The sequence below is a fragment of the Burkholderia sp. ZZQ-2 genome (genome assembly GCF_050768715.1).
GTDB lineage: Bacteria > Pseudomonadota > Gammaproteobacteria > Burkholderiales > Burkholderiaceae > Burkholderia > Burkholderia cepacia.
The window spans coordinates 1-26,365 of record NZ_LDVA01000120.1 but is presented as its reverse complement, the minus strand read 5'-3'; the positions used below and the strand labels follow the sequence as shown (position 1 = coordinate 26,365).

The window sequence follows — 26,365 nt, the reverse complement described above, 5'->3', positions numbered from 1 at the left end:
TCGATCCGGGCCCCGCGCCCGACCGCTCGCGCGTGCGGACGTTCGCACTCGACAGCCGCGTGCTCGAATACCGCCTGAAGCGCTCGGCGCGCCGGACGATCGGCTTCACGATCGACGGCAGCGGGCTGTCGATCACCGCGCCGCGCTGGGTCACGCTCGCCGACATCGAAGCCGCGATCGCCGAGAAACAACGCTGGATCTTCGCGAAGCTCGCCGAGTGGAAGACGCGCACCGAGCAGCGCGCGCTGCCGCAGATCGACTGGCGCGACGGCGCGCAGCTGCCCTATCTCGGCAAGACGGTGACGATCGCGCTCGGCGCGGGCGCCGTCGCATTCGACGCCGATGCGTTACGGCTCTCGCTGCCGCTGCCCGTGCAGGCCGACATGCAGCAGATCAAGGATCGCGTGCAGGGCTGGCTGCAGGGCGAAGCCCGGCGAATCTTCGGTGAACGCCTCGCGGTGTACGCGGAGAAGCTCGGCGTCACGTATTCGATGTATGCGCTGTCGTCGGCCGCGACGCGCTGGGGCAGTTGCTCGAGCGACGGCAAGATCCGCCTGAACTGGCGGCTGATCCATTTCCCGATGTCGATCATCGACTACGTCGTCGCGCACGAGTTGTCGCACCTGCGCGAAATGAACCACAGCCCGGCCTTCTGGCAGACCGTCGAGTCGATCTTCCCCGAGTTCCGCGAAGCGCGCCACACGCTCAAGCATCACCCGCCCGAGCTGCTGCCGTCGCTTTGACGCGCACGGCTTCGCCGTCAACGAAAAAGGGCGATGCGGGTCACTCCGCATCGCCCTTTTTCGCCGCCGCGCACATCGCACGCCACGGCCCGGTTCATCCGGCGCTCAGTGCGCCTTTTTCTGAATGAACTCGATCTTGTAGCCGTCCGGATCCTCGACGAACGCGATCACGGTCGTGCCGTGCTTCATCGGGCCCGCTTCGCGCGTGACCTTGCCGCCTTGCGCCTTGATCCTGTCGCAGGCCGCGTACGCGTCGTCGACTTCCAGCGCCAGATGGCCGAAACCCGTGCCGAGGTCGTAGGACGGGGTATCCCAGTTATGGGTCAGTTCGATCACCGTGTTGTTGCTTTCATCGCCGTAGCCGACGAATGCGAGCGTGAACTTGCCTTCCGGATAGTCGTCGCGGCGCAGCACCTTCATGCCGAGCAATTCGGTGTAGAACTTGATCGAGCGGTCGAGATCGCCGACTCGCAGCATCGTATGCAGCAATCGCATGGGTTGTACTCCTGTGGGGACTTTCCAGAACCGGGAACTCTACCAGAGTCGGGTGAACTTCGCCGGGGGCGCCCAGCTGGGGGCGCCTGGCCGGGGACGCCCGGCGGGTAACGCCTGCCGGCGCAAGCGCAACGGCGGAAAACAGCACGACCCTGCTCGCCGGCTACCGAGCGGATCGGGTAACATCCTTCCACCTCGCACCAAAAGCGGGCATGCGACCCACCGCCCGAACGCGACCACTCACTCCCCCCCTACCGCCACACTGCCGTGCGACACCGCCGATTCGAGCGCGCCGGATGCGCCACCCTCCCGATCTCGCAGCCGCCGTACCGAACCGGCGAGGTTCGCCGATGAGTGCACTCGCTGCCCCCGTGCGCCGCGCGCTCGACATGCGCGCCGTCGGCCTGATGCTGCTGCTGTGCGCGATCTGGGGCTTCCAGCAGGTCGCGATCAAGAGCACGAACGCCGCGATCGCGCCGATGCTCCAGGCCGGGCTGCGCTCGGTGATCGCGGCGGCGCTGCTGTGGGGCTGGGCCCGCTCGCACGGTACGCCGCTGTTTCAGGCGGACGGCACGTTCGGCGCGGGCCTCGCGGCCGGTGCGCTGTTCGCCGGCGAATTCATCTGCGTGTTTTTCGGGCTGACGCTGACGAGCGCATCGCACATGGCGATCTTCCTGTACACGGCGCCGTGCTTCACCGCGCTGGGCCTGCACCTGTTCGCACCCGGCGAACGGCTGCAGCGCACGCAGTGGGCCGGCGTCGGCCTGGCATTCGCCGGCATCGCGCTCGCGTTCGCGGACGGCTTCCTGAAGCCGCGCGCGCCCGGCGCATCCGTGCTGGCCGGGCTCGCCGGCGACGCGCTCGGGATCCTCGGCGGCGCGATGTGGGCCGCGACGACCGTCGTCGTGCGCTCGACGGCGCTCGCACGGGCGAGCGCGAGCAAGACGCTGTTCTACCAGCTCGCGGTATCGGCAGTCGTGCTGGTCGCGCTGGCCGCACTGTCCGGCCAGGTGTCGTTCGCGCACGTCACGCCGGTCGCGGTCGCGAGCCTCGCGTACCAGTCGGTGATCGTCGCGTTCGTCAGCTACCTGTCGTGGTTCTGGCTGCTGACGCGCTACAGCGCATCACGACTGTCCGTGTTCACGTTCCTGTCGCCGCTGTTCGGCGTCGCGTTCGGCGTGCTGCTGCTCGGCGAATCGGTCGGCTGGCGCTTCATGTCGGCGGCCGCACTCGTGCTGACGGGCATCGCGCTCGTCAACGCGCCGCCGCGCCGGCGCGCGTAACGACACCCGGTGGCCGCCCGGTCGCGGCCCGGCATCGACGAAAACGCCGCGGGGAAAATGAAAAAGGCTGCCCGCCAGGGCAGCCTCGTGAACCTCGAGCCGGCGCGCGACGCGCGCATGACGCACGCGCTGCCGTTACTCCGCGGCCTTGCGCACCTTCGCCAGCGCCTGCGCCACGCCGACGTACTCGGCCACGCTCACATCCTCCGCACGGCGCGCGAGATCGAAGCCGAGCGCATCGAAATCGATCGTCTCGCGATAGTCGGCGAGCGTATTGCGCAGCATCTTGCGGCGCTGCGAGAACGCCGCGGTGACGATTTCGCCGAGCAGCCCGGGATCGACATCCGGCAGTTCGTGCGGCTCGTACGGAATCATCCGGACGATCGCCGAATCGACCTTCGGCGGCGGCTGGAACGATTCCGGCGGCACGTCGAGCATCTTTTCCATCACGTAGCGGTACTGCAGCATCACCGACAGACGCGAAAACGCCTTCGTGCCCGGCTCCGCGACCATCCGTTCGACGACTTCGTTCTGCAGCATGAAGTGCTGGTCGATGACCGCGTCGGCGAACGTCATCAGGTGAAACAGCAGCGGGCTGGAAATGTTGTACGGCAGGTTGCCGACGATCCGCAACGACGGCTTGTCGCCGGGTGCCGCGAGCGAGCGGAAGTCGAACGCGAGCGCGTCGCCCGCGTGCAGTTCGAGCAGCGCGCCGAAGCGCTGCTGCAGGCGCCCGATCAGGTCGCGGTCGAGCTCGACCGCATGCAGCGGCGACTCGGGCGTCGCGAGGCGCGCGATCAGCGGCTCGGTCAGCGCGCCGAGCCCGGGGCCGATCTCGACCATGCGCTGGCCGCGCGCGGGGCCGATCGTCGCGACGATCGAGTCGATCACGCCGTGATCGACGAGGAAGTTCTGCCCGAAGCGCTTGCGCGCGAAATGGCCTTGGTGCTGTCTGCTGTTCGACATCGACTGAGTAAAACGAAAAATACGACGAATGAGGTAAAGCCGGGCCGCGTCAGGCGGTGCGGCGATGGCGCGCCATCGTGACGGCGGTGTCGAGCGCGGCGATCATGCTGCCCGGATCCGCGCGGCCCGTGCCGGCCAGATCGAGTGCCGTGCCGTGATCGACCGACGTACGGATGATCGGCAGCCCGAGCGTCACGTTGATGCCCTCGCCGAACGTCGCGTACTTCAGCACGGGCAGGCCCTGGTCATGGAACATCGCGAGCACGCAATCGGCATCGGCGAGGTGACGCGGCTGGAACAGCGTGTCGGCCGGATACGGGCCGCGCGCGTCGATGCCCTGCGCGTTCGCGCGGGCCAGTGCCGGCGAGATCACGTCGATCTCCTCGCGGCCGAGATAACCGTTCTCGCCCGCGTGCGGGTTCAGGCCCGTCACGAGAATGCGCGGCGCGGCGAGACCGAAGTCGCGCCGCAGGTCGCGATCGATGATCGCGAGCGTCTCGACGAGCCCGTCGACCGTCAGTGCGGCCGACACGTCCTTCAGCGGCAGGTGCGTGGTCGCGAGCGCCACGCGCAGCGGCCGGTGGCCGGTACCGGCCAGCATCATCACGACACGCGGCGTATGCGTGCGCTCCGCCAGGTATTCGGTATGGCCGGTGAACGGCACGCCCGCATCGTTGATCGTGCTCTTCTGCAACGGCGCGGTGACGATCGCGTCGTACCGGCCCGCCAGCGCGCCGTCGATTGCCGCGTCGAGCAGCCCGAGCACGTAAGGGCCGTTCGCCGCGTCCAGCCTGCCCGCCTGCGCGGGCACGGCGAGCGCGTGATGCGCGACCGACACCGGCCCGCTGCCGGCCAGCGTGGCCCGGTCGGCGCCGACGGCCGCCGCACGCGCGTCGAGCAGCGCCGCATCGCCGAGCACGGTGAAATGCGCGTCGGGCCAGCGCTGCGCGGCATCACGCAGCGCCTGCACGGTCAGTTCCGGGCCGACCCCCGCGGGTTCGCCGGTCGTGATCGCGATCTGCAGCGCGGGCGTGGTCATCGGAAGCTCGCTCAGTTCGCCGGGCCGACGCCGCCGATCTTGTACTGCACGTACGACGAATCGCGCAGCTCGCGCAGCCAGTCGGCATACGCCTGCTCGGCCTTGCGCTGGCCGATCGCCTGACGCGCGATATCCATCTGCTGCTGCACCGAACCTTCCGCTTCGCGGCGGCCCAGCACCTGGATCAGGTGATAGCCGTACTCGGTACGGATCGGCTGGCTGATCTGGCCGTCCTGCAGGTTGTTCATCGCGCGCTCGAATTCCGGCACGGTCTCGCCCGGGCTGATCCAGCCGAGATCGCCGCCCTGCGACGCCGAACCGTCCTGCGAATACGTGCGCGCGAACTTCGCGAAATCGCCGCCGGCCTCGACCTGGTTGCGGATGTCGGCCAGTTGCTGGCGCGCCTGGCCTTCGGACTTGCCTTCGCCCACGCGCAACAGGATGTGGCGCACGTGCGTCTGGACGATCTTCGGTGCCGCGGCCGACGCGCCCTGGCTCTGGCGACGATCGACGAGACGCACGATCTCGAAGCCGTCCGGCACGCGGATCAGCGTCGGGTTGACCTGGCCCGGGCGCAGCTTCGATGCGGCGTCGACGACGTCGGCCGGCAGCGCGCTCGGCGACTTGAAGCCGAGGTCACCGCCCTTCTTCGCGTCGTTCGCTTCCGAATTGTTCTTCGCGAGCTTCTCGAAATCGGCACCCGACTTCGCCTGCTGCAGCAACGCGTCAGCCTTCTTCTGCGCGGCTTCGATGTCGGCCTGCGGCGCGTTGGTCGGTGCCTTGATGAAGATGTGCTGGAAGCGCAGGTCCTGCTGCTGCGACGCGTTCGGCCCGCGCTGGCTCGCGATGTAGTTCGCGACCTCGGCGTCCGACACGGTGATCTTGCCGTCGACCTCGCGCTCGCGCAGCTTCGACAGCATCAGTTCGGTGCGCGCATCGCTCGTGAAGATGCTCCAGGGCACGCCTTGCGCCTCGAGACGCGCGCGGTACTGGTCGAGCGTCATGCCGTTCGCCTGCGCTAGGCGCTGCAGCGTGGACTGTACCGTCGCGTCGTCGATGCGGATCCCGTCGTCCTTGGCCTTCTGCACCTGGATACGCTCGAGCACCATCTGGTTCAGCACCTGCGCGCGCAACTGGTCGGTCGGCGGCACGGGGGCGTTCTGCTGCTGCAGCCGGCGCGCGATCAGGCCGGCACGCTGGTCGAGTTCGCGGCCGGTGATCACGTCGTTGTTGACGACCGCGACGACTTCGTCGGCGAGCTGCGCACCTTGCGAACCGAGCGCCTGCGCCGCGGCCGGCGCAGAGGCGAGCAGCGCGGCCGCCGCAGCGAGGCTGGACACGACTGCCGCGAAACGAAGGGTTTTCTTCATTGCCACTGGAACTCCATTGAAATCGTGCTGACCGGTGCAGACAAGCCGGCGTTACTCGTAGTTGCTGAAGCGGGACATCGGCGGCGGCGGCGGCGGCAGCGGCGTGTAGCCCGGCACCCCGGCGCGGAACGCGGACACGAGGCCGTTGTCGACGGTCGACAGGCCCTTGAGCGTGAGCTGCATCATGAAGCGCGTCGACGAATTCTGCTGTCCGGACGAATTGATGCCGTTCGCCGCCCGCTGCACCCCGACCCCGAGCGCCCAGCAATCCGCGTCGTATTGTAAGCCGACCAGACCGTCGACCACGCGATCGCCGGCGAGATCGTAGTTGAAGCGGCCGATCGCATACAGGCGGCGCGTGAGCGGCCATTGCGCGGACACCAGGAACTGGTTGATCGGCTGGTTGTCGAGCGTGGTGTTCGCACGCGTATAGCGGTAGCCGACGTTGATCACGCGGCGCTCGCCCGGGCTGTAGCCGAAACCGACGCTCGACTTCACGAGCTGGTTGTTGTTCTGGTTGTACTGGAACGCCGTCTCGGACATGAAGCCCGAGCCAAGCTTCAGCGCGGCCCCGACGATCAGGTCCGAGTGGCGCGCCAGCACCGCACTCTGCCCGGCATTCAGCGTGACGCGCTGATCGGCGAAGTAGTACTGCTGCGCGATCACGAAACGCGCACGCTCGTCGCCGGTGCGCGGATCGATGAAGCGCGAGGTCAGGCCGGCCGTGATGCGGTTCGCATCGGCGATCCGGTCGTTGCCGACGAACGTGTTCGGCTGGTAGATCTCCGCGAGGCCGAAGTCCGATTCCGCGGTGTCGAACAGCGGCGCGTTCGACTGGTCGCGATACGGCGTGTACACGTAGTACAGGCGCGGCTCGAGGGTCTGGATGAAATCCTGGCCGAACAGGCGCACCGAGCGGTCGAAGATCAGGCCCGAATCGAAGCTCACGGTCGGGATCGACTCGGTGAAGCGCTTCGGGCTGTTCGGCGTTTTCGACGACAGGTAGTTCAGATCGTACGACGCGAAGTGGTACTGGACCTTCGGCACGACGAAGTAGCCGGGGCCGTACACGCCGTACGCGATGTACGGGTTGAAGACGATCCGGTCGCCTTCGGTCGCGTCGGCCGTCGTGATGCGGAACCGCGAATAGTCGGCTTCCGCGCCGAAGTCGAAGCCGCCGACGTTGTACTTCGTGTACTTCACGTTCAACTGCGGCTCGCGGCTGTACGGCGCGATCGACGGCGGCAGCGTCTGCCAGTGCTGGTAGCGCGCGAGCACCGACCACGGGCCGTTGTTGTACGTGAGGCCTGCTTCCTGCTGGTACAGCGTCTGCGTCCCGTTGATGAACTGGTTCGACGAACCCAGTTGCTCGGGATACAGATTGTCCGAGACCTTGTTGTAGTAGACGTAGCCGCCGAAACCGCCGCCGAAGTTCTGCTGGTGCTGCCAGTAGATCGCGTAGCGGTTGCGGTGCTCGAGCCGGTCATCCGGCAGGTAATTGGCCGTGAACGTGCCCGAATACGACGGCGACAGGTAGCGGAACGTCGCCTCGGTCATCACGCCGCGCCGCGAGATGATGCGCGGCGTGAGCGTCAGGTCGCGGTTCGGCGCGATGTTGAAGTAGTACGGCAGCGTCAGCTCGAAGCCGTTGCTCGAGTTCACCGAGAACGTCGGCGGCAGCAGGCCGCTGCGCCGCTCGCCCGACAGCGGGAACGTCATCCACGGGCTCGCGAAGATCGGCACGCCCTGGAAGAACAGCACGCCGTTGCGCGCGGTGCCTTCGTCGGCGCCCGTATCGAAGTCGAAGCGGCTGCCCTTGATGTACCACGCGGGGTTCGTCGAGCACTGGCACGCGGTATAGGTACCGTTGACGAACACCGAGCGCTCGTTGTCGACCATGTCGACACGCTCCGCGCTGCCCGAGCCGCCCGTCACGTTGAAGTGATACTTCGGCGCCGTCATGAAGCCCTGGTTCGCCTCGATCTTCAGGTGCGCCTCGGGGCCCGCGAACGACGTGCCGGAATTGATCACCCTGACCTGGCCGTACGCATCGGCCATGTCGGTATCCTGATCGTAGTGGATCGCGTCGGCCTTCACGACGGCGTCGCCGCGCCGCAGCTCGGCCGAACCCTTCGCGGCGAGATCCTGCTCGGCGGTGCCGCTCGTGTGGTCGGCGATCACGAAGGCGGCCGGCTTCGCGCCCTCCTTCAGCGGACGATCCTCGAGCTGGGGCGCGAGACGCAGATCCCACGGCGAGTCGAGCGGCTGCGGCTGCGCGGCCGCGCCCGACAGCTGCGCGTACGACACGGCCGGCACGAGGCCGGGCACGGCCAGGAGCGCGAGCGCGAGCCGCCGTTTGCGCGGCACCCCGTCACCGGGGAAAACATTCGGGAATAGCGGTTTGGGCGGCATCTATCGTTTGGCGAATCGCCCCTTGTCAGCCGCGCCGTCGCGGCACATTCGCGCACGGCGGGCCGCGCCGTCGCACCGCGACTGCGGCTGAGCGCAAACCGGGGAGGCGATCGGGTGGCGGCGCGACAGGCGGCGGGCCTGCACGGCGGAAAGCTGACGCGGGGTGCGTCAAAAAAGTCGTGGGGTATTATATGGCAAGACGTTCCCCCCTCCTCCGAGTTTCATGACGCCCCCATCCGCCGCATCCCAGCCCGACGCCCGCCTCGAAGCGCTCACCGCGTGGCTGCACCCGCTCGCCGAGCGCTACGCGCTCGACCTGTCGACCCTCGCACCCGCATCGTCGGACGCCAGTTTCCGCCGCTATTTCCGGATTGCGTCGGCCACGAGCGCCGGCGGCACGCTGATCGCCGTCGACGCGCCGCCGCCCGAGAAGTGCCGCGAGTTCGTCCAGGTCGCGCAGCTGCTCGCCGCGGCCGGCGACCACGTGCCGGACGTGCTGGCCCACGATTTCGACGCGGGTTTCATGCTCGTGACCGATCTCGGCCGCACGCCGTACATCTCGGTGCTCGATCCGGCCGACCCGGCCGCCGCGAAACCGCTGATGCGCGAAGCACTCGATGCGCTGATCCGCTTCCAGCTCACGTCGAAACCCGACGTGCTGCCGCCGTTCGACGAGGCGTTCCTGCGCCGCGAGATGGAGCTGATGCCCGAATGGTTCGTCGGCCGCCACCTCGGCAAGCCCGTCACCGACGCGATGCGTGGCACGCTCGACCGCACCTTCGCGCTGCTGGTCGCGAGCGCCCACGCGCAGCCGCAGGGTTTCATGCTGCGCGACTTCATGCCGCGCAACCTGATGGTGTGCGAGCCGAACCCGGGCATCCTCGACTTCCAGGACGCCGTCTACGGGCCGCTGACGTACGACGTCGTGTCGCTGCTGCGCGACGCCTTCATCAGCTGGGACGAGGAGTTCGAGCTCGACTGCTTCGCGTACTACTGGGAAAGGGCGAAAAAGGCCGGCCTGCCGGTCGATCCCGATTTCGGCGAGTTCTACCGCCAGCTCGAATGGATGGGGCTGCAGCGCCACATCAAGGTGCTCGGCCTGTTCGCGCGCATCAATTACCGCGACGGCAAGCCCCATTACCTGAACGACCTGCCGCGCTTCATCGCGTATGCGCGCAAGGTCGCGCTGCGCTACCGCCCGCTCGTGCCGTTCGCGAAGCTGCTCGACGAGCTCGAGGGCAACGCGCCGGCCGACGTGGGCTATACGTTCTGATCGTTCCGACTCTCCTGACACCCGGCCGAACATGAGCAACACCCTGACGACGGCGATGATCTTCGCCGCCGGGCGCGGCGAACGGATGCGCCCGCTCACCGACACCCGCCCGAAGCCGCTCCTCGAAGCGGGCGGCAAGCCGCTGATCGCGTGGCAGATCGAAGCGCTCGCACGCGCGGGTATCGAGACGATCGTGATCAACCACGCGTGGCTCGGCGAACAGATCGAGGCCGCGCTCGGCGACGGGTCGCGCTGGGGCGTACGGCTCGCGTACTCGGCCGAAGGCGAGGCACTGGAAACCGCGGGCGGCATCGCGCAGGCGTTGCCGCTGCTCGAGCGCGACGGACAACCTGCCGTGTTCGCGGCGGTCAGCGGCGACGTGTACTGCGCCTTCGACTACCGGACGCTCGCGCCGCGCGCTGCCCGGATGGCCGCGCTCGACGCGCCGGCGATGCACCTCGTGATGGTGCCGAACCCGCCGTTCCACCCGGCCGGCGACTTCGCGCTCGGCGACGACGGCCGCCTGGCGCTCGACGGCGCCGCGCGCTTCACGTTCGGCAACATCGGCCTGTACGACACGCGGATGTTCCGCGATCTCGCGCCCGGCACGCGGCGCGCGCTGACGCCGTACTATCGCGCGGCGATCGAAGCCGGCCGCGCGAGCGGCGAACTGTACGAAGGTATTTGGGAGAACGTCGGCACGCCCGCGCAGCTCGGCGAGCTCGACGCGCGGCTGCGCGCCGCGGGCTGATCGTTTCGCGGCTGGGCGGCTGGGCGGCTGAGCGGCTGAGCGGCTGAGCGGCTGAGCGGCTGAGCGGCGGTTCGGCGGTTCGGCGGTTCGGCGGTCGATACCCCGACTTGTCGATGACTGCGCGATCGACCGGCGCCGGACCAAGCTCCAGGATCCGATGCCACCGACGCTCCGCCAAGTCACCCGGCCCTGACGGCACCACACCGCCCGTTCCTGCCGCGCACCGCGCAATGCCCGCGCCTACGCGGCCTCGGCCTCTTCCCCGCCCGCCGCCGCGCGCTGCTGCTGCAGCGCCCACATCTGCGCATACAACCCGTCGGCGCGCACGAGTTCGTCGTGCGTGCCCCGCTCGACGATCCGCCCGTGATCCATCACGAGGATCTGCTGCGCGTGCACGACCGTCGACAGCCGGTGCGCGATCACGAGCGTCGTGCGATGCCGCGCGATCTGGTCGAGCTCGTGCTGGATCGCCCGCTCCGAGCGCGAATCGAGCGCCGAAGTCGCCTCGTCGAACAGCAGCACCGGCGGATCCTTCAACAGCGTGCGCGCGATCGCGACGCGCTGCTTCTCGCCGCCCGACAGCTTCAGCCCGCGCTCGCCGACCGGCGTGTCATAACCCTTCGGCAAGCTTTCGATGAAATCGTGGATGTGCGCGGCGCGCGCGGCCGCGATCACCTCGTCGCGGGTCGCGCTCGGCCGGCCGTACGCGATGTTGTAGTAGATCGAGTCGTTGAACAGCACGGTGTCCTGCGGCACGATCCCGATCGACGCACGCAGCGAATCCTGCGTGACGTCGCGGATATCCTGGCCGTCGATCCGGATCGCACCGCCCGCCTGCCGGTCGAGATCGTAGAAACGGAACAGCAGCCGCGACAGCGTCGACTTCCCGGAGCCGCTGTGGCCGACCACCGCGGTCGTCGTGCCCGCGTCGATCGTGAAGGACACGTCGTGCAGGATCGGCCGCGACGCCTCGTACGCGAAATTCACATGCTCGAAGCGCACCTGCGCGCCGGCGACCGCGAGCGGCCGCGCATCGGGCAGGTCGGCCACTTCCTTCGCGGCCGACAGCAGCCCGAACATCCGGTCCATGTCGGTGAGGCTCTGCTTCAGCTCGCGATAGACGACGCCGAGAAAGTTCAGCGGAATGTACAGCTGCAGCATGAACGTGTTGATCAGCACGAGATCGCCGAGCGTCAGCTTGCCCGCGAGCACGCCCTGCGTCGCGCGCCACAGGATGAACACGAGCCCCGTGCCGATGATCGCCTGCTGGCCGAAGTTCAGCACCGACAGCGAATTCTGCGAACGGATCGCGGCCTTCCGGTAGCGCTTGAGGTTCTCGTCGTAGCGCTGCGCCTCCCACTCCTCGTTGCCGAAATACTTGACCGTCTCGTAGTTGATCAGCGAATCGATCGCCCGTGAGTTCGCGCGCGAATCGAGTTCGTTCATCGTGCGGCGGAAATGCGTACGCCAGTTGGTGACCTTCACCGTGAACACGATGTACGTGACCAGCGCCGCGAACGTCACGTACGCGTAATAGGCCTCGTACTTGACCACGAAGAAGCCGAGCACGAGCCCGACCTCGACGAGCGTCGGCAGGATGCTGTACAGCGAATACGAGATCAGTTGCTGGATGCCGCGCGTGCCGCGCTCGATGTCGCGCGACATGCCGCCCGTCTGGCGTTCGAGATGGAACCGCAGCGACAGCCCGTGCAGGTGCCGGAACACCTGCAGCGCGAGCTGGCGCACCGCGCTCTCGGTGACCTTCGAGAACAGGATCTCGCGCAGCTCGGTGAACAGCGACGTCGACAGCCGCACGAGCGCATACGCGACGACCAGCAACCCGACGCCGCCCGCGAGCACGATGCCGGCCGACTGTTCGGCGCGGCCGAGCGCGGTGATCTGCTGGACGTAGGACAGGTGGTCGACGATGCGCTTCATCACGACCGGCACGCCGAGGTTCGCGACCTTCGCGCCGATCAGGCAGCCGAGCGCGAGCGCGACGCGCCATTTGTAGGTGGTCAGGTACGGCAGCAGCGACCGGATGGTCTGCCAGTCGTTGCGGGGCCCGGTCGAAGCCGGCGCGGGCTCGCCGGAAGCAGGAAATCGGCGCATGAGGGGAAGGATCGGCGGCGGTGCCGGGCGCGTGATCGGCGGCCGGCTCGCTCACTTTCTCGTACAATTTGCGAACGTTGTATTGTCGCAGAAGCCGCTTCGCGCCGCTGCCGGCGCCCTCGCCGGCCGGCCTGCGCGCGGCGGCATGTTTCTTACAGGATGAAAGCCCCGCCATGACCGATTCGACCCTCGAACTCCCGCAAAAACAGCCCGCGCTGCGCGTCGTCCCGCAACCGCACGACGCGAACGTCCACGGCGACGTGTTCGGCGGCTGGATCATGTCGCAGGTCGACATCGCCGGCTCGATCCCCGCGAGCCAGCGCGCGAACGGTCGCGTCGCGACGGTCGCGGTCAACTCGTTCGTGTTCAAGCAGCCGGTGTTCGTCGGCGATCTGCTGAGCTTCTACGCGACCATCATGCGCACCGGCAACACGTCGATCACGGTCGACGTCGAGGTGTACGCGCAGCGCATGCGCCTGATGGGTGAAATCGTGAAGGTCACCGAAGCGACGCTCACCTACGTCGCGACCGGCCCCGACCGCAAGCCGCGGCAACTGCCGCCGCTCTGACGGACGAGCGCCGAACGGCGCTCCCCCTCCACCCGGCTGCGGCCACCTCAGTGCGTGGCCGTCAGCCCGAACTCCCGCATCGCGGGCAGGAAATCGTGGTTCAGCTTCGGCTTGCGCGACAGCTTCACCAGCACGTAGCGCTGGAACGGCGCAAGCCGCTGCCACTGCGCAAGCCCGGGCGCCGTCAGGCCGGCCAGCGCGCTCTGCTGCACGAGCGACTCCGGCACGATGTCGGTGGCGCGCCAGGCCGGCTGCTCGTCCGGCTGGAACCACGAGGGTTCCAGATCCGCGTGCGTACGCAGCATTTCGAACAGCGCGTGATCGAAGTTGGGCTCGATCGCGGTGTCGTCGTCGGCCGGAAAGCGTGCGAGCAGCTTGCGGTCCTCGAGCGGCAGCAGTTGCCACTGCTCCAGCGAAATCCGCAGACCGAAACGGTCGAGATTGAAACGCACGATCATCGGGATGTACGTGAAGTTTTCCGACGATTCGTGTTCGAAGGCGAATAGCAGTGGAGCGTCGCTGAGTCCCATGATCGTTACCTGATGTGGCGGATGCCGGCGCGGCCGGCTTGCCTGGGGTATTTTAGAACCTCTGCGCGCGGGCGGCGGATACGAATGCCGCCGCCCGCACGCCGAATCAACGGGAGTGCTCGTGAATCCGACCGAATCCGGTGAAATGCGCGACGAACCGCGCGGCGCGATCGAACTGTCCGTACGCCGCACGCGCGGCGGCGCCGTCGAAACCGCGCACGACTACGTGGGCCAGGAATGGCCCGTCGCCCTCGTCTTCAACGGCATCTCGCACGCGGTGATGATGTGTACGCCGTGCGACCTCGAAGCGTTCGCGGTCGGTTTCGCGATCTCGGAAGGGATCGTCGCGCGCGGCAGCGACATCAAGGACATCGAGGTGATCCTGCACGCCGACGCCCCGCTGCCGCATGCGGAAGTCCACCTGGAGGTCGTCCAGCAGGCGTTCGCCGCGCTGAAGGACCGGCGCCGCGCGCTCGCGGGGCGCACCGGCTGCGGCGTATGCGGGATCGAAAGCATCGACCTGCTCGACCTCGCGCCCGAGCGCGTGCCCGATACGGGCTTTCTCGCGCGCCTCGCCCCCGACGCGCTGACGCGCGCGGCGCAGGCGTTGCCGGCGCATCAGGCGCTCACGCGGCTCACGGGCGGCCTGCACGCGGCCGCGTGGTGCGACGCAACAGGCGCGATCCGGATGGCGTTCGAGGACGTCGGCCGCCACAACGCGCTCGACAAGCTGATCGGCTCGCTCGTGCTGTCGCGCGCCGACCCGACCGACGGGTTCGTGTTCCTGTCGAGCCGCGCGAGCTACGAGCTCGTACGCAAGGCCGCACGGGTCGGCATTCCAATGGTCGCGACGATCTCCGCGCCGTCGTCGCTCGCGATCGAAATCGCGAAAGCAGCCGGCCTGCGGCTCGTCAGCTTCTGCCGCGAAACCGGCCACGTCGACTACGGCACGGCCTGATCGCGTTCGCGGCGGCGCGCCGGCGAGCCATCGCCGGCACGGCCTGCTCCGTCAGTCGAACTGACGGAAATCCGGCTTGCGCTTCTCGAAGAACGCCGTCATCGCCTCGCGCGCTTCGGGCGCGCGCAGCATCGCGGCAAAGTGGCCCGCCTCCTCGGCCATCCGCGCGGACGTCGCCACACCGCCCGTATCCTTCAGCAGCGCCTTCGTCACGCGCAGCGACGCCGCCGGCAGCGCCGCGAGCTTCGCCGCCTGCTTCGCCGCGAACGCGTCGAGCTCGGCCGCCGGCAGCACGCGGTTGACGATGCCGATCCGGTGCGCTTCCAGCGCGTCGAACGCCTCGCCGAGCAGCAGCTTCTCGGCGGCGACCTGATGGCCGGCCAGGCGCGGCAGCAGCACGCTCGACGCGGCTTCCGGGCACAGGCCGAGCTGCGCGAACGGCAGCGAGAACGTCGCGGTGTCGGCTGCGTACACCAGATCGCAGTGCAGCAGCATCGTCACGCCGACGCCGATTGCGAGGCCCGGCACGGTGGCCACGATCGGCTTGCTCGCGGTGCTGATCCGCGCAAGGAACTGGAACACCGGAGCGGTGTCGTCCTTCGGCGGCGCCTTCATGAAATCCTCGAGATCGTTCCCCGCGGTGAAATTGCCGTCGCTGCCGCGCAGCAGGATCACGCGGATCGCCTTGTCTTCCTGCGCGTCGGCGAGCGCATCGGCCATCGTCTGGTACATCGCCGCCGTCAGCGCGTTCTTCTTCGCCGGGCGCGAGATCGTGATCGTCATCACGCCTTCGGCGCGTTCCACTTGAATTTCAGCCACAACCGTCTCCTTTGACTTTCCTCTACCGGAACGAAAAAACGGTGCGCGAGCTTGTGGCCCGCGCACCGTCGTCGCTTTGCGTCGTGTCCTGCTTACAGGCGTTCGATGATGCCCGCGGCACCCATGCCGGTGCCGACGCACATCGTGACCATCCCGTACTTCAGGTTACGACGGCGCAGGCCGTGCACGACGGTCGCCGCGCGGATCGCGCCGGTCGCGCCGAGCGGGTGGCCGAGTGCGATCGCGCCGCCCATCGGGTTGACCTTCGACGGGTCGAGGCCGAGGTCGCGCATCACCGCCAGCGATTGCGCGGCGAACGCTTCGTTCAGCTCGATCCAGTCGAGATCGTCCTGCTTCAGGCCGGCAGCCTTCAGCGCGGCCGGAATCGCTTCCTTCGGGCCGATGCCCATGATTTCCGGCGGCACGCCACGCACCGCGAAGCTCACGAAGCGCGCGAGCGGCGTCAGGTTGAATTCCTTCAGCACCTTCTCCGACACGACGAGCAGCGCACCCGCGCCGTCCGACGTCTGCGAGCTGTTGCCGGCCGTAACCGAGCCCTTGTTCGCGAATACCGTGCGCAGCTTCGCGAGGCCTTCGATCGACGTGTCCGCGCGCGGACCTTCGTCGAGCTTGATCTCGCGCGTCTTCACGTCGACTTCGCCGGTCGCGAGGTTCGGGAAACGCTCGGTGATCGTGTACGCGGCGATCTCGTCGTTGAACTCGCCGGCCTGCTGCGCGGCAAGCGCCTTGCGGTGCGATTCGACCGAGAACGCGTCCTGGTCTTCGCGGCTCACCTTCCACTGCTCGGCGACGCGCTCGGCCGTCAGGCCCATCCCGTATGCGATGCCGAAGTCTTCATTGCGATCGAAGATGTGCGGCGACATCGACGGCTTGTTGCCCATCATCGGCACCATGCTCATCGATTCGCAACCGCCCGCGAAGATCGCGTCCGATTCACCGACGCGGATGCGGTCGGCCGCCATCGCGAGCGCCGTGATGCCCGACGCGCAGAAGCGGTTGACCGTCACGCCGCCGACCGTCTGCGGCAGGCCCGCGAGCAGCGCGCCCATCCGCGCGACGTTCAGGCCCTGTTCGGCTTCCGGAATCGCGCAGCCGATGATCGCGTCCTCGATCAGCTTCGTGTCGAAGCCCGGAACCTGCGCAACCGCCGACTTGATCGCGTGGACCAGCAGCTCGTCCGGGCGCGTGTTCTTGAAGACACCGCGCGGAGCCTTGCCGATCGGCGTGCGGCTGGCGGCGACGATGTATGCGTCTTGCAATTGTTTGCTCATTTGAGACTCCTTGCCTTATCGCTCGCTCAGTTACGCACCGGCTTGCCGGTCTGCAACATGCCCATGATCCGTTCCTGCGTCTTCTGCGTGCCGAGCAGCTCGACGAACGCACGGCGCTCGAGCGCGAGCAGCCACTGCTCGTCGACGAGGCTGCCGGCTTCGACGTCGCCGCCGCACACGGCTTCGGCGATGCGGCTCGCGATCAGGTAGTCGTGGTCGCTGATGAAGCGGCCGTCGCGCATGTTGACGAGCGATGCCTTGATCGTCGCGATCGCCGAGCGGCCCGCGACCGGCACGTCCTTCGCACGCAGCGGTGCGCGGTAGCCGGTGGCGGCCAGCGCACGCGCTTCCTTCTTCGCGGTGTCGAGCAGTTCGAACACGTTGAAGACGATCGTGTCGGACGGCTTCACGTAGCCCATCGCACGTGCATCGTGCGCGGAGGCCGAGACCTTCGCCATCGCCGCGTTCTCGAACGACTTCGTGACGAACTTCAGGATGTCGGTGGTCGCGTTCGCGGCCGTCGCGGCGTCCGCTGCGCGCAGCGCCGCTTCCTTCAGGCCGCCGCCCGCCGGCACGAGGCCGACACCCACTTCGACGAGGCCGATGTAGCTCTCGACGTGGACGACGCGCTTCGCGCTGTGCAGCATCAGCTCGCACCCGCCGCCGAGCGCGATGCCCGACACGGCCGCGACGACCGGCACGTTCGCGTACTTCACGCGCAGCATGCCTTCCTGGAACTTCTTCACGAACGGCTCGATCCCCTTCGCGCCGCCCATCATGAACGCGGGCATCGCCTCTTCGAGGTTCGCGCCGGCCGAGAACGGGCCGCCCGGCGTGCCGAGCTTCAGCGACGTCGGCTGCCAGATCACCACGCCCTTGTAGTCCTTCTCCGCGAGTTCGATCGCCTGCACGAGGCCGTCGATCACGCTCGGTCCGATCGTGTTCATCTTCGACTTGAACGACACGATCACGACGTCGTCTTCACCCGCACGATCGTCGACCCATGCGCGCACCGCGTCGGTCTCGAACAGCGTCTTGCCGTACGTCTTCGGATCGGCGCCCGCTTCGCCGAGCAGCGGCGCGCGGAATACCTGCTTGTCGTAGACCGCGAGGTCGGAACGCGGCACGAAGCGCTTCGCAGCCGGTGCCCACGAGCCTTCGGCCGTGTGCACGCCGCCCTTCTCGGCAACCGCGCCTTCGAGCACCCACGACGGCAGCGGCACGTTCGCGAGCGCCTTGCCGGCCGCGATGTCTTCCTGCACCCACTCGGCGACCTGCTTCCAGCCAGCGGCCTGCCAGCCTTCGAACGGGCCTTCGTTCCAGCCGAAGCCCCAGCGGATCGCGAGGTCGACGTCGCGCGCGTTGTCGGCGATCGATTCGAGATGCACGCCGATGTAGTGGAACACGTCGCGGAAGATCGACCACAGGAACTGCGCGTGCGGATGGTCCGTTTCGCGCAGCAGCTTCAGGCGTTCCGCCGGCGGGCGCTTCAGGATGCGGCCGACCGTTTCGTCAGCCTTCGCGCCCGAGTCGACATAGGTGCCCGTCTTCGCGTCGAGCACCTTGATCGCCTTGCCTTCCTTCTTGTAGAAACCGCCGCCCGTCTTCTGGCCGAGCGCGCCCTGCTTCACCAGTTCGGCGAGCACGGCGGGCGTCTGGTAGACCGGGAAGAACGGATCGTCGGCGAGGTTGTCCTGCATCGTCTTGATCACGTGCGCCATCGTGTCGAGGCCGACCACGTCCGCGGTGCGGAACGTCGCCGACTTCGCGCGGCCGAGGCGGCTGCCCGTCAGGTCGTCGACTTCGTCGAAGCGCAGGCCGAACTTCGCGGCCTCGGTGATCACCGCGAGGATCGAGAAGATGCCGACGCGGTTCGCGATGAAGTTCGGCGTGTCCTTCGCGCGCACGACGCCCTTGCCGACGATGCTCGTCAGGAAGGTTTCGAGCTGGTCGAGGATCTCCGGGCGCGTATGCGCGGTCGGGATCAGCTCGACGAGGTGCATGTAGCGCGGCGGGTTGAAGAAGTGCACGCCGCAGAAGCGCGACTTCAGCTCGTCAGAGAAACCTTCGGACAGCTTCGTGATCGACAGGCCCGACGTGTTGGTCGCGAAGATCGCGTTCGGCGCGATGTGCGGCGCGACCTTCTTGTACAGGTCGTGCTTCCAGTCCATCCGCTCGGCGATCGCTTCGATCACGACGTCGCACTCGGCGAGCTTCGCGATGTCGTCTTCGTAGTTCGCGGCTTCGAGGTATTTAGCGTCGTCCTTCACGCCGAACGGCGCGGGCGACAGCTTCTTCAGGTTCTCGATCGCCTTCAGCGCGATCGCGTTTTTCGGGCCTTCCTTGGCCGGCAGGTCGAACAGCAGCACCGGCACGCGCGCGTTGATGAGGTGCGCGGCGATCTGCGCGCCCATCACGCCGGCGCCCAGCACGGCGACCTTGCGAATCAGGAAATTGCTCACGGGATGTCTCCGGATAGTGTCGTGCAGCGCGGAGGTTGGGGCTGCACGGAGAAGTGAGTACCAGGAACCGATGCATCCGGGCGGCGCGCCTCGCGCCCCGCCCGGACTCGCGTCAGAACAGCGATTCGTCGACTTCCATCAGCGTCTTCGAACCGGCGCGTGCGGCGCGGATCGTCGACGCCGTCTCGGGCAGCAGGCGCGCGAAGTAGAAGCGGGCCGTCGCGAGCTTCGACTTGTAGAACGGATCGCCCGACGCTTCCTTGTCGAGGGCGAGGCGTGCCATGCGCGCCCAGAAGTACGAGAACACCAGGTGGCCGACGGTGCGCAGGTACGGCACGGCGGCGGCACCGACTTCGTCGGGGTTCTGCATCGCCTTCATGCCGATTTCCATCGTCAGCTTCTGCACCTTGTCGCCGATGTCGGCGAGCGGGTTGATGAACTCGGCCATTTCCGGCTTCACGCCTTCGGCTTCCGCGAATTCCGTCACGAGCTTGCCGAACTTCTTCAGCTTCGCGCCCATGTCGCCGAGCACCTTGCGGCCCAGCAGGTCGAGCGACTGGATCGAGTTCGTGCCTTCGTAGATCATGTTGATCCGCGCGTCGCGCACGTACTGCTCCATGCCCCACTCGGAGATGAAGCCGTGGCCGCCGTAGATCTGCATCGCGTGGTTGGTCGACTCGAACGCGTTGTCGGTCAGGAACGCCTTGATGATCGGCGTGAGCAGCGCGACGAGATCGGCCGCTTCCTTGCGCACCGCTTCGTCGGCGTGCGACAGCTCCTTGTCGATCTGCAGCGCGGACCAGTACGTGAACGCGCGCGCGCCTTCCGCGTAGGCCTTCTGCGTGAGCAGCATGCGACGCACGTCCGGGTGCACGATGATCGGGTCGGCCGGCTTGTCCGGTGCCTTCGGGCCCGTCAGCGAACGCATCTGCAGGCGTTCCTTCGCGTACGTGAGCGAGTTCTGGTACGCAACTTCCGTGAGGCCGAGGCCCTGCATGCCGACGCCGAGACGCGCGGCATTCATCATCACGAACATCGCGTTCAAGCCCTTGTTCGGCTCGCCGACCATCCAGCCCTTCGCGCCGTCGAGGTTCATCACGCACGTCGAGTTGCCGTGGATGCCCATCTTGTGCTCGATCGAGCCGCACTTGATGCCGTTGCGCTCGCCCGGCTCGCCCGACGCGTCCGGAATGAACTTCGGCACGATGAACAGCGAGATCCCCTTCGTGCCCTGCGGCGCGTCCGGCAGGCGCGCGAGCACGAGGTGGATGATGTTCTTCGACATGTCGTGCTCGCCGCTCGAGATGAAGATCTTCGTGCCGCTGATCGAGTACGAACCGTCGCCGTTCGGTTCGGCCTTGGTGCGCAGGATGCCGAGGTCGGTGCCGCAGTGCGGCTCGGTCAGGCACATCGTGCCCGTCCATTCGCCCGACACGAGCTTCGGCAGGTATTGCTTCTGGAGTTCCGGCGCGCCGTGCGCGTGCAGGCATTCGTACGCGCCGTGCGACAGGCCCGGATACATCGTCCATGCCTGGTTCGCCGAATTCAGCATTTCGTAGAGCGCGTTGTTCACGAACGCGGGCAGGCCCTGGCCGCCGTAGTCCGGATCGCAGCCGAGCGCCGGCCAGCCGGCCTCGACGTATTGCTGGTAGGCCTCCTTGAAGCCGGTCGGGGTCTTCACGACGCCGTCGCCTTCATACGTGCAGCCTTCGCGGTCGCCGACCTGGTTCAGCGGGAACAGTACCTCGGAGCAGAACTTGCCCGCTTCCTCGAGGACCTGGTTGATCGTGTCGGCGTCGAGGTCCGCATGCTTGGGCATTTGCTTGACTTCGGCTTCGACGTTCAGAAGCTCGTGCAACACGAATTGCATGTCGCGCAGCGGCGCGGCGTACTGTCCCATGACTCTCTCCAAAGGTGGGCAAAACGGCTCGAACTCCTGGCGGGCGGATCACGCGCCGCTAACGGCTCTCGCTCTGATACGAAACAATCGTCTTTTCCAGCGCGGCCCACGTGAGGCGCACGGCATCCGGCGAATGCAGGAAACGTGCGTCGTGATGCAGGCCGAGCGTGAAGCTGTACAACTCGAAGAGCATCAGGTCCGGATCGGTATCCGCACGCAGATGGCCTTCTTCCTTCGCCTGCGAAATGGCCCGCAGCATCGCGGCACGCCAGGCCGTCACGCTCGCGATCAACTGCTCGCGCACGGGGCTGTCAGGCCGGTCGTCGTACTCGACGGCCCCGCTGATGTAGATGCATCCGGTCGTCACCTCCTGGATGCGCTTCTCCGTCCAGCGGGCCAGCATCGCCCGAAGGCGCGGCAAGCCTCGCGGTTCGCGCAGGCTCGGAAAGAACACCTCGTTTTCGAAACGATGGTGATACTCGCGGACGACCTCGACCTGCAGGTCCTCGCGCGATCCGAAGTGCGCGAACACGCCGCTCTTGCTCATCTGCATGCGCTCGGCCAGCAGGCCGATCGTCAGCCCCTCCAGCCCGTCACGGCTGGCGAGGTCCAAAGCAGCTTCAAGTATCGCGGCACGCGTCTGTTCGCCTTTTCGCATAGCTATTTCTGTAACCGTTCGGGGGTTCGAATAAAATCGAACGGCCGTACTATTATTGAGTGCGGCCGCTCGCGAAACAAGGAAATTATTAGAAACCGGTGTCTAACCGAGCCGCTATTTTGCGCGATTCCGGCGGGACCGGAGCGGCTTTTCCGCACGAACGTGCGGACAGATTTTTGAAGCGAACGCTTAGTCTGCGTCAGTCGTAACCACCGACCGTCAGCGCCTTCATCACGACACGATACGCCGTATAGGCGAGCCAGTTCAGCATGCGCTCGATGCGCGGGCGCGCGGCGAATCGGGCGGGGTCGATTTCCCGGCCGTCGGCAAACGCGGCCGCGATCGCGTCGCGCAGTTCGTTCGTGACAGCATCGTAGCGCACCAGCACGACATTCGCCTCATTGTTCAACATCAGGCTCAGCGCGTCCAGATTCGACGAACCGACCGTCGCCCAGTTGTCGTCGATCACGGCCACCTTGCCGTGCAGCATCGTCTTGTCGTACTCGGCCACGCGCACGCCCGCGCGCAGCAGCGCGTGATACAGGAACGGCACGGCCGTATCGAGTGCCGCGAATTCCTTGCGGCCGATCAGGATCCGCACGTCGACGCCGCGCCGCGCGGCGCCCGCCAGCGCACGGCGCAGCTTGCGCCCCGGCATGAAGTACGGATTGGCCAGCAGAATCCGCTGGCGTGCCTGGCCGATCGCCGCGAGATACGCCTTCTCGATCGCGCGACGGTTCACGACGTTGTCGCGCGCGACGAACGCGACGCTCGGCTCCGTCACGACCCGCAGCGCGCCGGCCTTGATCCAGCGATGGCTGCGCATCCAGCGCCGGAACATGTCGGGGAACGCTTCCCCGCCATGCAGCCCGGCTGCATATTGCGCATACGGTTTGTGGCCGAACATGATCCGGTGCCACTGCAATTCGAACGCGGCGCGCACGTCCGACACTGCGGGCCCCGCCATCTCGACCGCGAAATCCCAGCGCGGAAACGGCAGCGTCGCGCCGCCCTGCGCGTAGTCGTCGACGATATTGATGCCGCCGCAGAATGCAACCGCGTGATCGATCACCGCGAGCTTGCGATGCGTGCGCGAGAAGCCGAAGCGGCCGAACAGGAAACGGTTGTAGATGCAGTGCTCGACGCCGGCCGCCACCCACGTGTCGAACAGCGGCAGGCGCGCAGTGCCGATGCCGTCGGTGATCACGCGCACGCGCACGCCGCGCTGCGCCGCGCGGATCAGCGCGTCCGACACCGGCCGGCCGGCCGCGTCGTCGCAGAAGATGTAGGTTTCGAGCATCACCTGTTCGCAGGCGGCATCGATCCGCTCGATCAGTGCCCGGAAGAATGCGCCGCCGCCCTCGCACAGCCGCACGGTGTTGCCCGACGTAAAGGCGAGCCGCGACGCGGAACCGCGTTCCTGCAGGAACATCTGCCGCAATTGCGCGAAGCGCTTGCGGGCTTCCGCCGTCATGCGGACGAGCCGTGCGGCGCGCGCGAGAGTGCCACGCGCGCGGGCAATTGCAGGATCGCCTCGGCATTCGACGGCGAGAAGCAGCGCGCGGCCGCCTCACGGAACGGCAGCCACGCATGGTCGACGTGCTCGCGCGGCGACAGCGTCACGTCGACGCGATGCGGCACGCACAGGCCGAACCAGTGCTCGGTGTTGCGCGTGACGCCCGGCGCATAGCGGTGCAGGTATTGCGGATAGATCGTGTACTCGATCCGGTGGCGCCAGTCGACGAGCGCGCTGGCCGGCACATCCGCGGTGCCGACCGCAATGCCGGTTTCCTCGGCCACTTCGCGCGCGGCGGTGACCGCGAGCGGCTCGTCGAGCGCGTCCTTCGAGCCAGTCACCGATTGCCAGAAATCGGGCTGGTCGGCACGCTTGATCACGAGCACATCGAGGTCGGGCGTGTAGATCACGACAAGAACGGATTCGGGGATTTTCGGCGGCTTCGTCATCTTTGTTTCATGCAGCACGGGGCCGCGCGCCGGGCACAGGCTCCGAACGGGCGGCAAGTGCTGCGACTGTACCGCAAAAAACGAAAAAGGCGCATCGCTGCGCCTTTTTCATGAGCGTCGTGTGCGCGCGAACGCACACACGACCGGATGCGAAGCGCGTTACGCCTTCGGCTGCTCCGGCTGACGCAGGCGGATGTGCAGTTCGCGCAGCTGACGCTCGTCGACCGGGCTCGGTGCCTGCGTGAGCAGATCCTGCGCACGCTGCGTCTTCGGGAACGCGATCACGTCGCGGATCGAATCGGCGCCGGCCATCATCGTGACGATGCGGTCGAGACCGAACGCGATACCGCCGTGCGGCGGCGCGCCGTACTGCAGTGCATCCAGCAGGAAGCCGAACTTGAGCTGAGCCTCTTCCGCACCGATCTTCAGTGCGCGGAACACCTTGCTCTGCACTTCCTCCTGATAGATACGCACCGAGCCGCCGCCGATTTCCCAGCCGTTCAGCACCATGTCGTAGGCCTTCGCGAGGCAGCGGCCCGGGTCGGTCTCGAGGTACTCGAGGTGCTCGTCCTTCGGGCTCGTGAACGGGTGGTGCGCAGCGACGTAGCGCGCATCTTCGTCGTCGTATTCGAACATCGGGAAGTCGACGACCCACAGCGGCTTCCAGCCGGCCTGGACCAGACCGTTCGCCTTGCCGAATTCCGAATGGCCGATCTTCAGGCGCAGCGCGCCGAGGCTGTCGTTGACGACCTTCGCGCGGTCGGCCGCGAAGAAGATGATGTCGCCGTCTTCAGCGCCGGTGCGCTCGAGGATCGCCGCGATCGACGCGTCGTGCAGGTTCTTGACGATCGGGCTCTGCAGGCCGTCACGGCCCTTCGCCTTCTCGTTGACCTTGATCCATGCGAGGCCCTTCGCGCCGTAGATGCGCACGAATTCGGTGTAGCCGTCGATGTCGCCGCGCGACAGCTCGCCGCCCTTCGGCACGCGCAGTGCCGCGACACGGCCGTCCTTCGCGTTGGCCGGCGTGCTGAACACCTTGAAGTCGACGTCCTTCATCGCGTCGGTCAGCTCGGTGAATTCGAGCTGCACGCGCAGGTCCGGCTTGTCCGAACCGAAACGCGCCATCGCTTCCGAGTACGGCATCACCGGGAATTTCGCGTCGAGTTCGACGTCGATCGTCGTCTTGAAGATGTGACGGATCATGTCTTCGAACAAGTCACGGATTTCCTGCTCGCCGAGGAACGACGTTTCGCAGTCGATCTGCGTGAATTCCGGCTGACGGTCGGCACGGAGGTCTTCGTCGCGGAAGCACTTGGTGATCTGGTAGTAACGGTCGAAGTTCGCGACCATCAGCAGCTGCTTGAACAGCTGCGGCGACTGCGGCAGCGCGAAGAACTGGCCCGCGTTCACGCGCGACGGCACGAGGTAGTCGCGTGCGCCTTCCGGCGTGCTCTTCGTCAGCATCGGCGTTTCGATGTCGATGAAGCCCTGCTCGTCGAGGTACTTGCGCGCTTCGATCGCGACGCGGTAGCGCAGGCGCAGGTTGTGCTGCATCTGCGGGCGGCGCAGGTCGAGCACGCGGTGCGTGAGGCGCGTCGTTTCCGACAGGTTGTCGTCGTCGAGCTGGAACGGCGGCGTGACCGACGCGTTCAGCACGTTCAGTTCGTGACACAGCACTTCGATCTTGCCGCTCTTCAGGCCGGCGTTGACCGTACCGTCCGGACGGTTGCGCACGAGGCCCTTGATCTGCACGCAGAACTCGTTGCGCACGCCTTCGGCGGTCGCGAACATTTCCGCGCGATCCGGGTCGCACACCACCTGCACGAGGCCTTCACGATCGCGCAGGTCGATGAAGATCACACCGCCGTGATCGCGGCGGCGCTGCACCCAGCCGCACAGCGACACGGTTTGGCCCAGCAGGTGTTCGGTCACGAGACCGCAGTATTCAGTACGCATCGACATGATGTTTGCTTTCGTTCGGTTTGATCAACGGGTGCCGCAACGCGCGGCCCGGGCGATGATTCTTTACTTACAGCGGCGGCTCGACGGGGCGGCGCGCAGGCGCCGGAACCGGCGCCGGGGGCGCCACCACGCCCATCGAGACGATGTACTTGAGCGCGGCATCGACCGACATGTCGAGTTCGATGACTTCGCTCTTCGGCAGCATCAGGAAGAAGCCCGACGTCGGGTTCGGCGTCGTCGGAATATAGACGCTCACGTATTCTTCCGTCAGATGATTGAGCACGTCGCCGCCCGGCGTGCCGGTCAGAAACGCGATCGTATACGAGCCGCGGCGCGGGTATTCGATCAGCAGCGCCTTGCGGAACGCGTTGCCGCTGCTCGACAGCAGCGTGTCCGACACCTGCTTGACGCTCGTGTAGATCGGCCCGACGACCGGGATGTGACGCACCACGGCGTTCCACCACGTGACGAGCTTCTGGCCGATGAAGTTCCGCGTGGCCAGCCCGACGACGAAGATGAACGCGAGCGTCAGCACCGCGCCGATCCCCGGCAAGTGGAAGCCGAGCATCCGCTCGGGCTGCCACGATTCAGGCAGCAGCAGCAGTGTCTGGTCCATCGTGCCGATGATGAGACCGAGCACCCACAGCGTGATCGCGAGCGGGACGAGAACCAGCAGGCCGGTCAGAAACACCGATTTCAGGGTCGTCTTTTTCATCATCTGCCGTCAATGAACCGCGCCGGCGGCGCGGGTTGGTCGCAGCCCGGCCGGGCCGCGACGGTCAACTGCTGGCGGCGGGCGCGGCTGC

22 protein-coding genes are annotated in these 26,365 nt (G+C 67.1%); 6 read left to right on the top strand and 16 right to left on the bottom strand.

All coding sequences use genetic code 11. From position 1 onward, the window contains the following. Nucleotides 1-743, top strand: a 743-nt coding sequence (locus ABY44_RS07450) for a M48 family metallopeptidase (RefSeq protein ID WP_431641049.1), incomplete at its 5' end; no start/stop codon positions are given. A gap of 105 nt (nucleotides 744-848) precedes the next feature. Here ABY44_RS07450 and gloA read toward each other — a convergent pair. Continuing rightward, entirely contained in the window at nucleotides 849-1,238 is a 390-nt protein-coding gene (gloA, locus tag ABY44_RS07445) for a lactoylglutathione lyase (protein ID WP_059525951.1), read from the bottom strand. Between the two features lie 350 nt (nucleotides 1,239-1,588). Here gloA and ABY44_RS07440 point away from each other — a divergent pair, with 350 nt between their 5' ends. Beyond that, nucleotides 1,589-2,521, top strand: a complete 933-nt coding sequence (locus ABY44_RS07440; RefSeq protein WP_060174890.1) for a DMT family transporter — start codon at nucleotides 1,589-1,591, stop codon at nucleotides 2,519-2,521. Nucleotides 2,522-2,656: 135 nt separating this feature from the next. On the opposite strand, the gene rsmA is transcribed toward ABY44_RS07440, so the two are convergent. Genes rsmA through ABY44_RS07420 form a run of 4 tightly spaced genes read right to left on the bottom strand, consistent with a single transcriptional unit; the run spans nucleotide 2,657 to nucleotide 8,308 of the window. Next, on the bottom strand, nucleotides 2,657-3,487 hold the full coding sequence (gene rsmA / locus ABY44_RS07435) for a 16S rRNA (adenine(1518)-N(6)/adenine(1519)-N(6))-dimethyltransferase RsmA (protein WP_060174889.1): 831 nt from the start codon (nucleotides 3,485-3,487) through the stop codon (nucleotides 2,657-2,659). A gap of 49 nt (nucleotides 3,488-3,536) precedes the next feature. After that, nucleotides 3,537-4,526: a 4-hydroxythreonine-4-phosphate dehydrogenase PdxA gene (gene pdxA / locus ABY44_RS07430; RefSeq protein WP_021161203.1), complete on the bottom strand. Its 990-nt coding sequence runs from the start codon at nucleotides 4,524-4,526 to the stop codon at nucleotides 3,537-3,539. Nucleotides 4,527-4,537: 11 nt separating this feature from the next. Continuing rightward, nucleotides 4,538-5,896 carry a peptidylprolyl isomerase gene (locus ABY44_RS07425; RefSeq protein WP_027789167.1) on the bottom strand — a complete coding sequence of 453 codons (1,359 nt, stop codon included), beginning with the start codon at nucleotides 5,894-5,896 and terminating at the stop codon, nucleotides 4,538-4,540. 51 nt (nucleotides 5,897-5,947) lie between these two features. Further along, nucleotides 5,948-8,308, bottom strand: a complete 2,361-nt coding sequence (locus ABY44_RS07420; RefSeq protein WP_027789166.1) for an LPS-assembly protein LptD — start codon at nucleotides 8,306-8,308, stop codon at nucleotides 5,948-5,950. Nucleotides 8,309-8,531: 223 nt separating this feature from the next. On the opposite strand from ABY44_RS07420, the gene ABY44_RS07415 reads away from it, so the two are divergent. Next, on the top strand, nucleotides 8,532-9,581 hold the full coding sequence (locus ABY44_RS07415; RefSeq protein ID WP_060083101.1) for an aminoglycoside phosphotransferase family protein: 1,050 nt from the start codon (nucleotides 8,532-8,534) through the stop codon (nucleotides 9,579-9,581). 31 nt (nucleotides 9,582-9,612) lie between these two features. After that, complete coding sequence (gene murU, locus ABY44_RS07410; protein ID WP_059699913.1) at nucleotides 9,613-10,332, top strand: N-acetylmuramate alpha-1-phosphate uridylyltransferase MurU; 720 nt, start codon at nucleotides 9,613-9,615, stop codon at nucleotides 10,330-10,332. A gap of 240 nt (nucleotides 10,333-10,572) precedes the next feature. Here the strand turns inward: murU and ABY44_RS07405 are convergent, their stop codons facing one another. After that, nucleotides 10,573-12,444, bottom strand: coding sequence for an ABCB family ABC transporter ATP-binding protein/permease (locus ABY44_RS07405; protein ID WP_027789163.1), 1,872 nt, complete (start codon nucleotides 12,442-12,444; stop codon nucleotides 10,573-10,575). A gap of 173 nt (nucleotides 12,445-12,617) precedes the next feature. Between ABY44_RS07405 and ABY44_RS07400 the strand changes: the two genes are divergently transcribed. Further along, on the top strand, nucleotides 12,618-13,013 hold the full coding sequence (locus tag ABY44_RS07400; protein ID WP_027789162.1) for an acyl-CoA thioesterase: 396 nt from the start codon (nucleotides 12,618-12,620) through the stop codon (nucleotides 13,011-13,013). A 47-nt stretch (nucleotides 13,014-13,060) separates the two neighbouring features. Here the strand turns inward: ABY44_RS07400 and ABY44_RS07395 are convergent, their stop codons facing one another. After that, a complete protein-coding gene (locus tag ABY44_RS07395) occupies nucleotides 13,061-13,543 on the bottom strand; it encodes a nitrate reductase associated protein (RefSeq protein ID WP_027789161.1) in 483 nt (160 codons plus the stop codon). Between the two features lie 115 nt (nucleotides 13,544-13,658). Here ABY44_RS07395 and fdhD point away from each other — a divergent pair, with 115 nt between their 5' ends. Then, on the top strand, nucleotides 13,659-14,501 hold the full coding sequence (fdhD, locus tag ABY44_RS07390) for a formate dehydrogenase accessory sulfurtransferase FdhD (RefSeq protein ID WP_372585885.1): 843 nt from the start codon (nucleotides 13,659-13,661) through the stop codon (nucleotides 14,499-14,501). 51 nt (nucleotides 14,502-14,552) lie between these two features. Here the strand turns inward: fdhD and ABY44_RS07385 are convergent, their stop codons facing one another. The 9 genes from ABY44_RS07385 to ABY44_RS07345 form a co-directional block, all read right to left on the bottom strand. Continuing rightward, entirely contained in the window at nucleotides 14,553-15,320 is a 768-nt protein-coding gene (locus tag ABY44_RS07385; protein ID WP_060174888.1) for an enoyl-CoA hydratase, read from the bottom strand. Nucleotides 15,321-15,412: 92 nt separating this feature from the next. Continuing rightward, on the bottom strand, nucleotides 15,413-16,612 hold the full coding sequence (locus tag ABY44_RS07380) for an acetyl-CoA C-acyltransferase (RefSeq protein ID WP_048026145.1): 1,200 nt from the start codon (nucleotides 16,610-16,612) through the stop codon (nucleotides 15,413-15,415). Between the two features lie 26 nt (nucleotides 16,613-16,638). Next, nucleotides 16,639-19,074 carry a 3-hydroxyacyl-CoA dehydrogenase/enoyl-CoA hydratase family protein gene (locus ABY44_RS07375; protein ID WP_021158421.1) on the bottom strand — a complete coding sequence of 812 codons (2,436 nt, stop codon included), beginning with the start codon at nucleotides 19,072-19,074 and terminating at the stop codon, nucleotides 16,639-16,641. Nucleotides 19,075-19,186: 112 nt separating this feature from the next. Continuing rightward, entirely contained in the window at nucleotides 19,187-20,974 is a 1,788-nt protein-coding gene (locus tag ABY44_RS07370) for an acyl-CoA dehydrogenase C-terminal domain-containing protein (protein WP_060174887.1), read from the bottom strand. A 58-nt stretch (nucleotides 20,975-21,032) separates the two neighbouring features. Then, the gene (locus ABY44_RS07365) at nucleotides 21,033-21,632 is read right to left on the bottom strand and encodes a TetR/AcrR family transcriptional regulator (RefSeq protein WP_006751498.1); all 600 of its coding nucleotides are present in this window, start codon (nucleotides 21,630-21,632) and stop codon (nucleotides 21,033-21,035) included. A 199-nt stretch (nucleotides 21,633-21,831) separates the two neighbouring features. Continuing rightward, the gene (clsB, locus tag ABY44_RS07360; protein WP_060174886.1) at nucleotides 21,832-23,106 is read right to left on the bottom strand and encodes a cardiolipin synthase ClsB; all 1,275 of its coding nucleotides are present in this window, start codon (nucleotides 23,104-23,106) and stop codon (nucleotides 21,832-21,834) included. Continuing rightward, nucleotides 23,103-23,597, bottom strand: coding sequence for a dihydroneopterin triphosphate diphosphatase (gene nudB / locus ABY44_RS07355; RefSeq protein WP_027789156.1), 495 nt, complete (start codon nucleotides 23,595-23,597; stop codon nucleotides 23,103-23,105). The genes clsB and nudB overlap by 4 nt, the downstream gene beginning before the upstream one ends. A gap of 159 nt (nucleotides 23,598-23,756) precedes the next feature. Continuing rightward, nucleotides 23,757-25,559 (bottom strand): aspartate--tRNA ligase, encoded by a 1,803-nt coding sequence (aspS, locus tag ABY44_RS07350; protein WP_021158416.1) that lies wholly within the window; start codon nucleotides 25,557-25,559, stop codon nucleotides 23,757-23,759. A 67-nt stretch (nucleotides 25,560-25,626) separates the two neighbouring features. After that, nucleotides 25,627-26,277, bottom strand: a complete 651-nt coding sequence (locus ABY44_RS07345; RefSeq protein ID WP_027789155.1) for a DUF502 domain-containing protein — start codon at nucleotides 26,275-26,277, stop codon at nucleotides 25,627-25,629. Between the last annotated feature and the right edge of the window lie 88 nt (nucleotides 26,278-26,365).

What these genes read in the sequence shown, in the direction of transcription:
- gloA (WP_059525951.1), bottom strand. Translation starts at nt 1,238, where the DNA reads ATGCGATTGCTGCATACGATGCTGCGAGTCGGCGATCTCGACCGCTCG.
- ABY44_RS07440 (WP_060174890.1), top strand. Translation starts at nt 1,589, where the DNA reads ATGAGTGCACTCGCTGCCCCCGTGCGCCGCGCGCTCGACATGCGCGCC.
- rsmA (WP_060174889.1), bottom strand. Translation starts at nt 3,487, where the DNA reads ATGTCGAACAGCAGACAGCACCAAGGCCATTTCGCGCGCAAGCGCTTC.
- pdxA (WP_021161203.1), bottom strand. Translation starts at nt 4,526, where the DNA reads ATGACCACGCCCGCGCTGCAGATCGCGATCACGACCGGCGAACCCGCG.
- ABY44_RS07425 (WP_027789167.1), bottom strand. Translation starts at nt 5,896, where the DNA reads ATGAAGAAAACCCTTCGTTTCGCGGCAGTCGTGTCCAGCCTCGCTGCG.
- ABY44_RS07420 (WP_027789166.1), bottom strand. Translation starts at nt 8,308, where the DNA reads ATGCCGCCCAAACCGCTATTCCCGAATGTTTTCCCCGGTGACGGGGTG.
- ABY44_RS07415 (WP_060083101.1), top strand. Translation starts at nt 8,532, where the DNA reads ATGACGCCCCCATCCGCCGCATCCCAGCCCGACGCCCGCCTCGAAGCG.
- murU (WP_059699913.1), top strand. Translation starts at nt 9,613, where the DNA reads ATGAGCAACACCCTGACGACGGCGATGATCTTCGCCGCCGGGCGCGGC.
- ABY44_RS07405 (WP_027789163.1), bottom strand. Translation starts at nt 12,444, where the DNA reads ATGCGCCGATTTCCTGCTTCCGGCGAGCCCGCGCCGGCTTCGACCGGG.
- ABY44_RS07400 (WP_027789162.1), top strand. Translation starts at nt 12,618, where the DNA reads ATGACCGATTCGACCCTCGAACTCCCGCAAAAACAGCCCGCGCTGCGC.
- ABY44_RS07395 (WP_027789161.1), bottom strand. Translation starts at nt 13,543, where the DNA reads ATGGGACTCAGCGACGCTCCACTGCTATTCGCCTTCGAACACGAATCG.
- ABY44_RS07380 (WP_048026145.1), bottom strand. Translation starts at nt 16,612, where the DNA reads ATGAGCAAACAATTGCAAGACGCATACATCGTCGCCGCCAGCCGCACG.
- ABY44_RS07370 (WP_060174887.1), bottom strand. Translation starts at nt 20,974, where the DNA reads ATGGGACAGTACGCCGCGCCGCTGCGCGACATGCAATTCGTGTTGCAC.
- ABY44_RS07365 (WP_006751498.1), bottom strand. Translation starts at nt 21,632, where the DNA reads ATGCGAAAAGGCGAACAGACGCGTGCCGCGATACTTGAAGCTGCTTTG.
- clsB (WP_060174886.1), bottom strand. Translation starts at nt 23,106, where the DNA reads ATGACGGCGGAAGCCCGCAAGCGCTTCGCGCAATTGCGGCAGATGTTC.
- nudB (WP_027789156.1), bottom strand. Translation starts at nt 23,597, where the DNA reads ATGACGAAGCCGCCGAAAATCCCCGAATCCGTTCTTGTCGTGATCTAC.
- aspS (WP_021158416.1), bottom strand. Translation starts at nt 25,559, where the DNA reads ATGTCGATGCGTACTGAATACTGCGGTCTCGTGACCGAACACCTGCTG.
- ABY44_RS07345 (WP_027789155.1), bottom strand. Translation starts at nt 26,277, where the DNA reads ATGATGAAAAAGACGACCCTGAAATCGGTGTTTCTGACCGGCCTGCTG.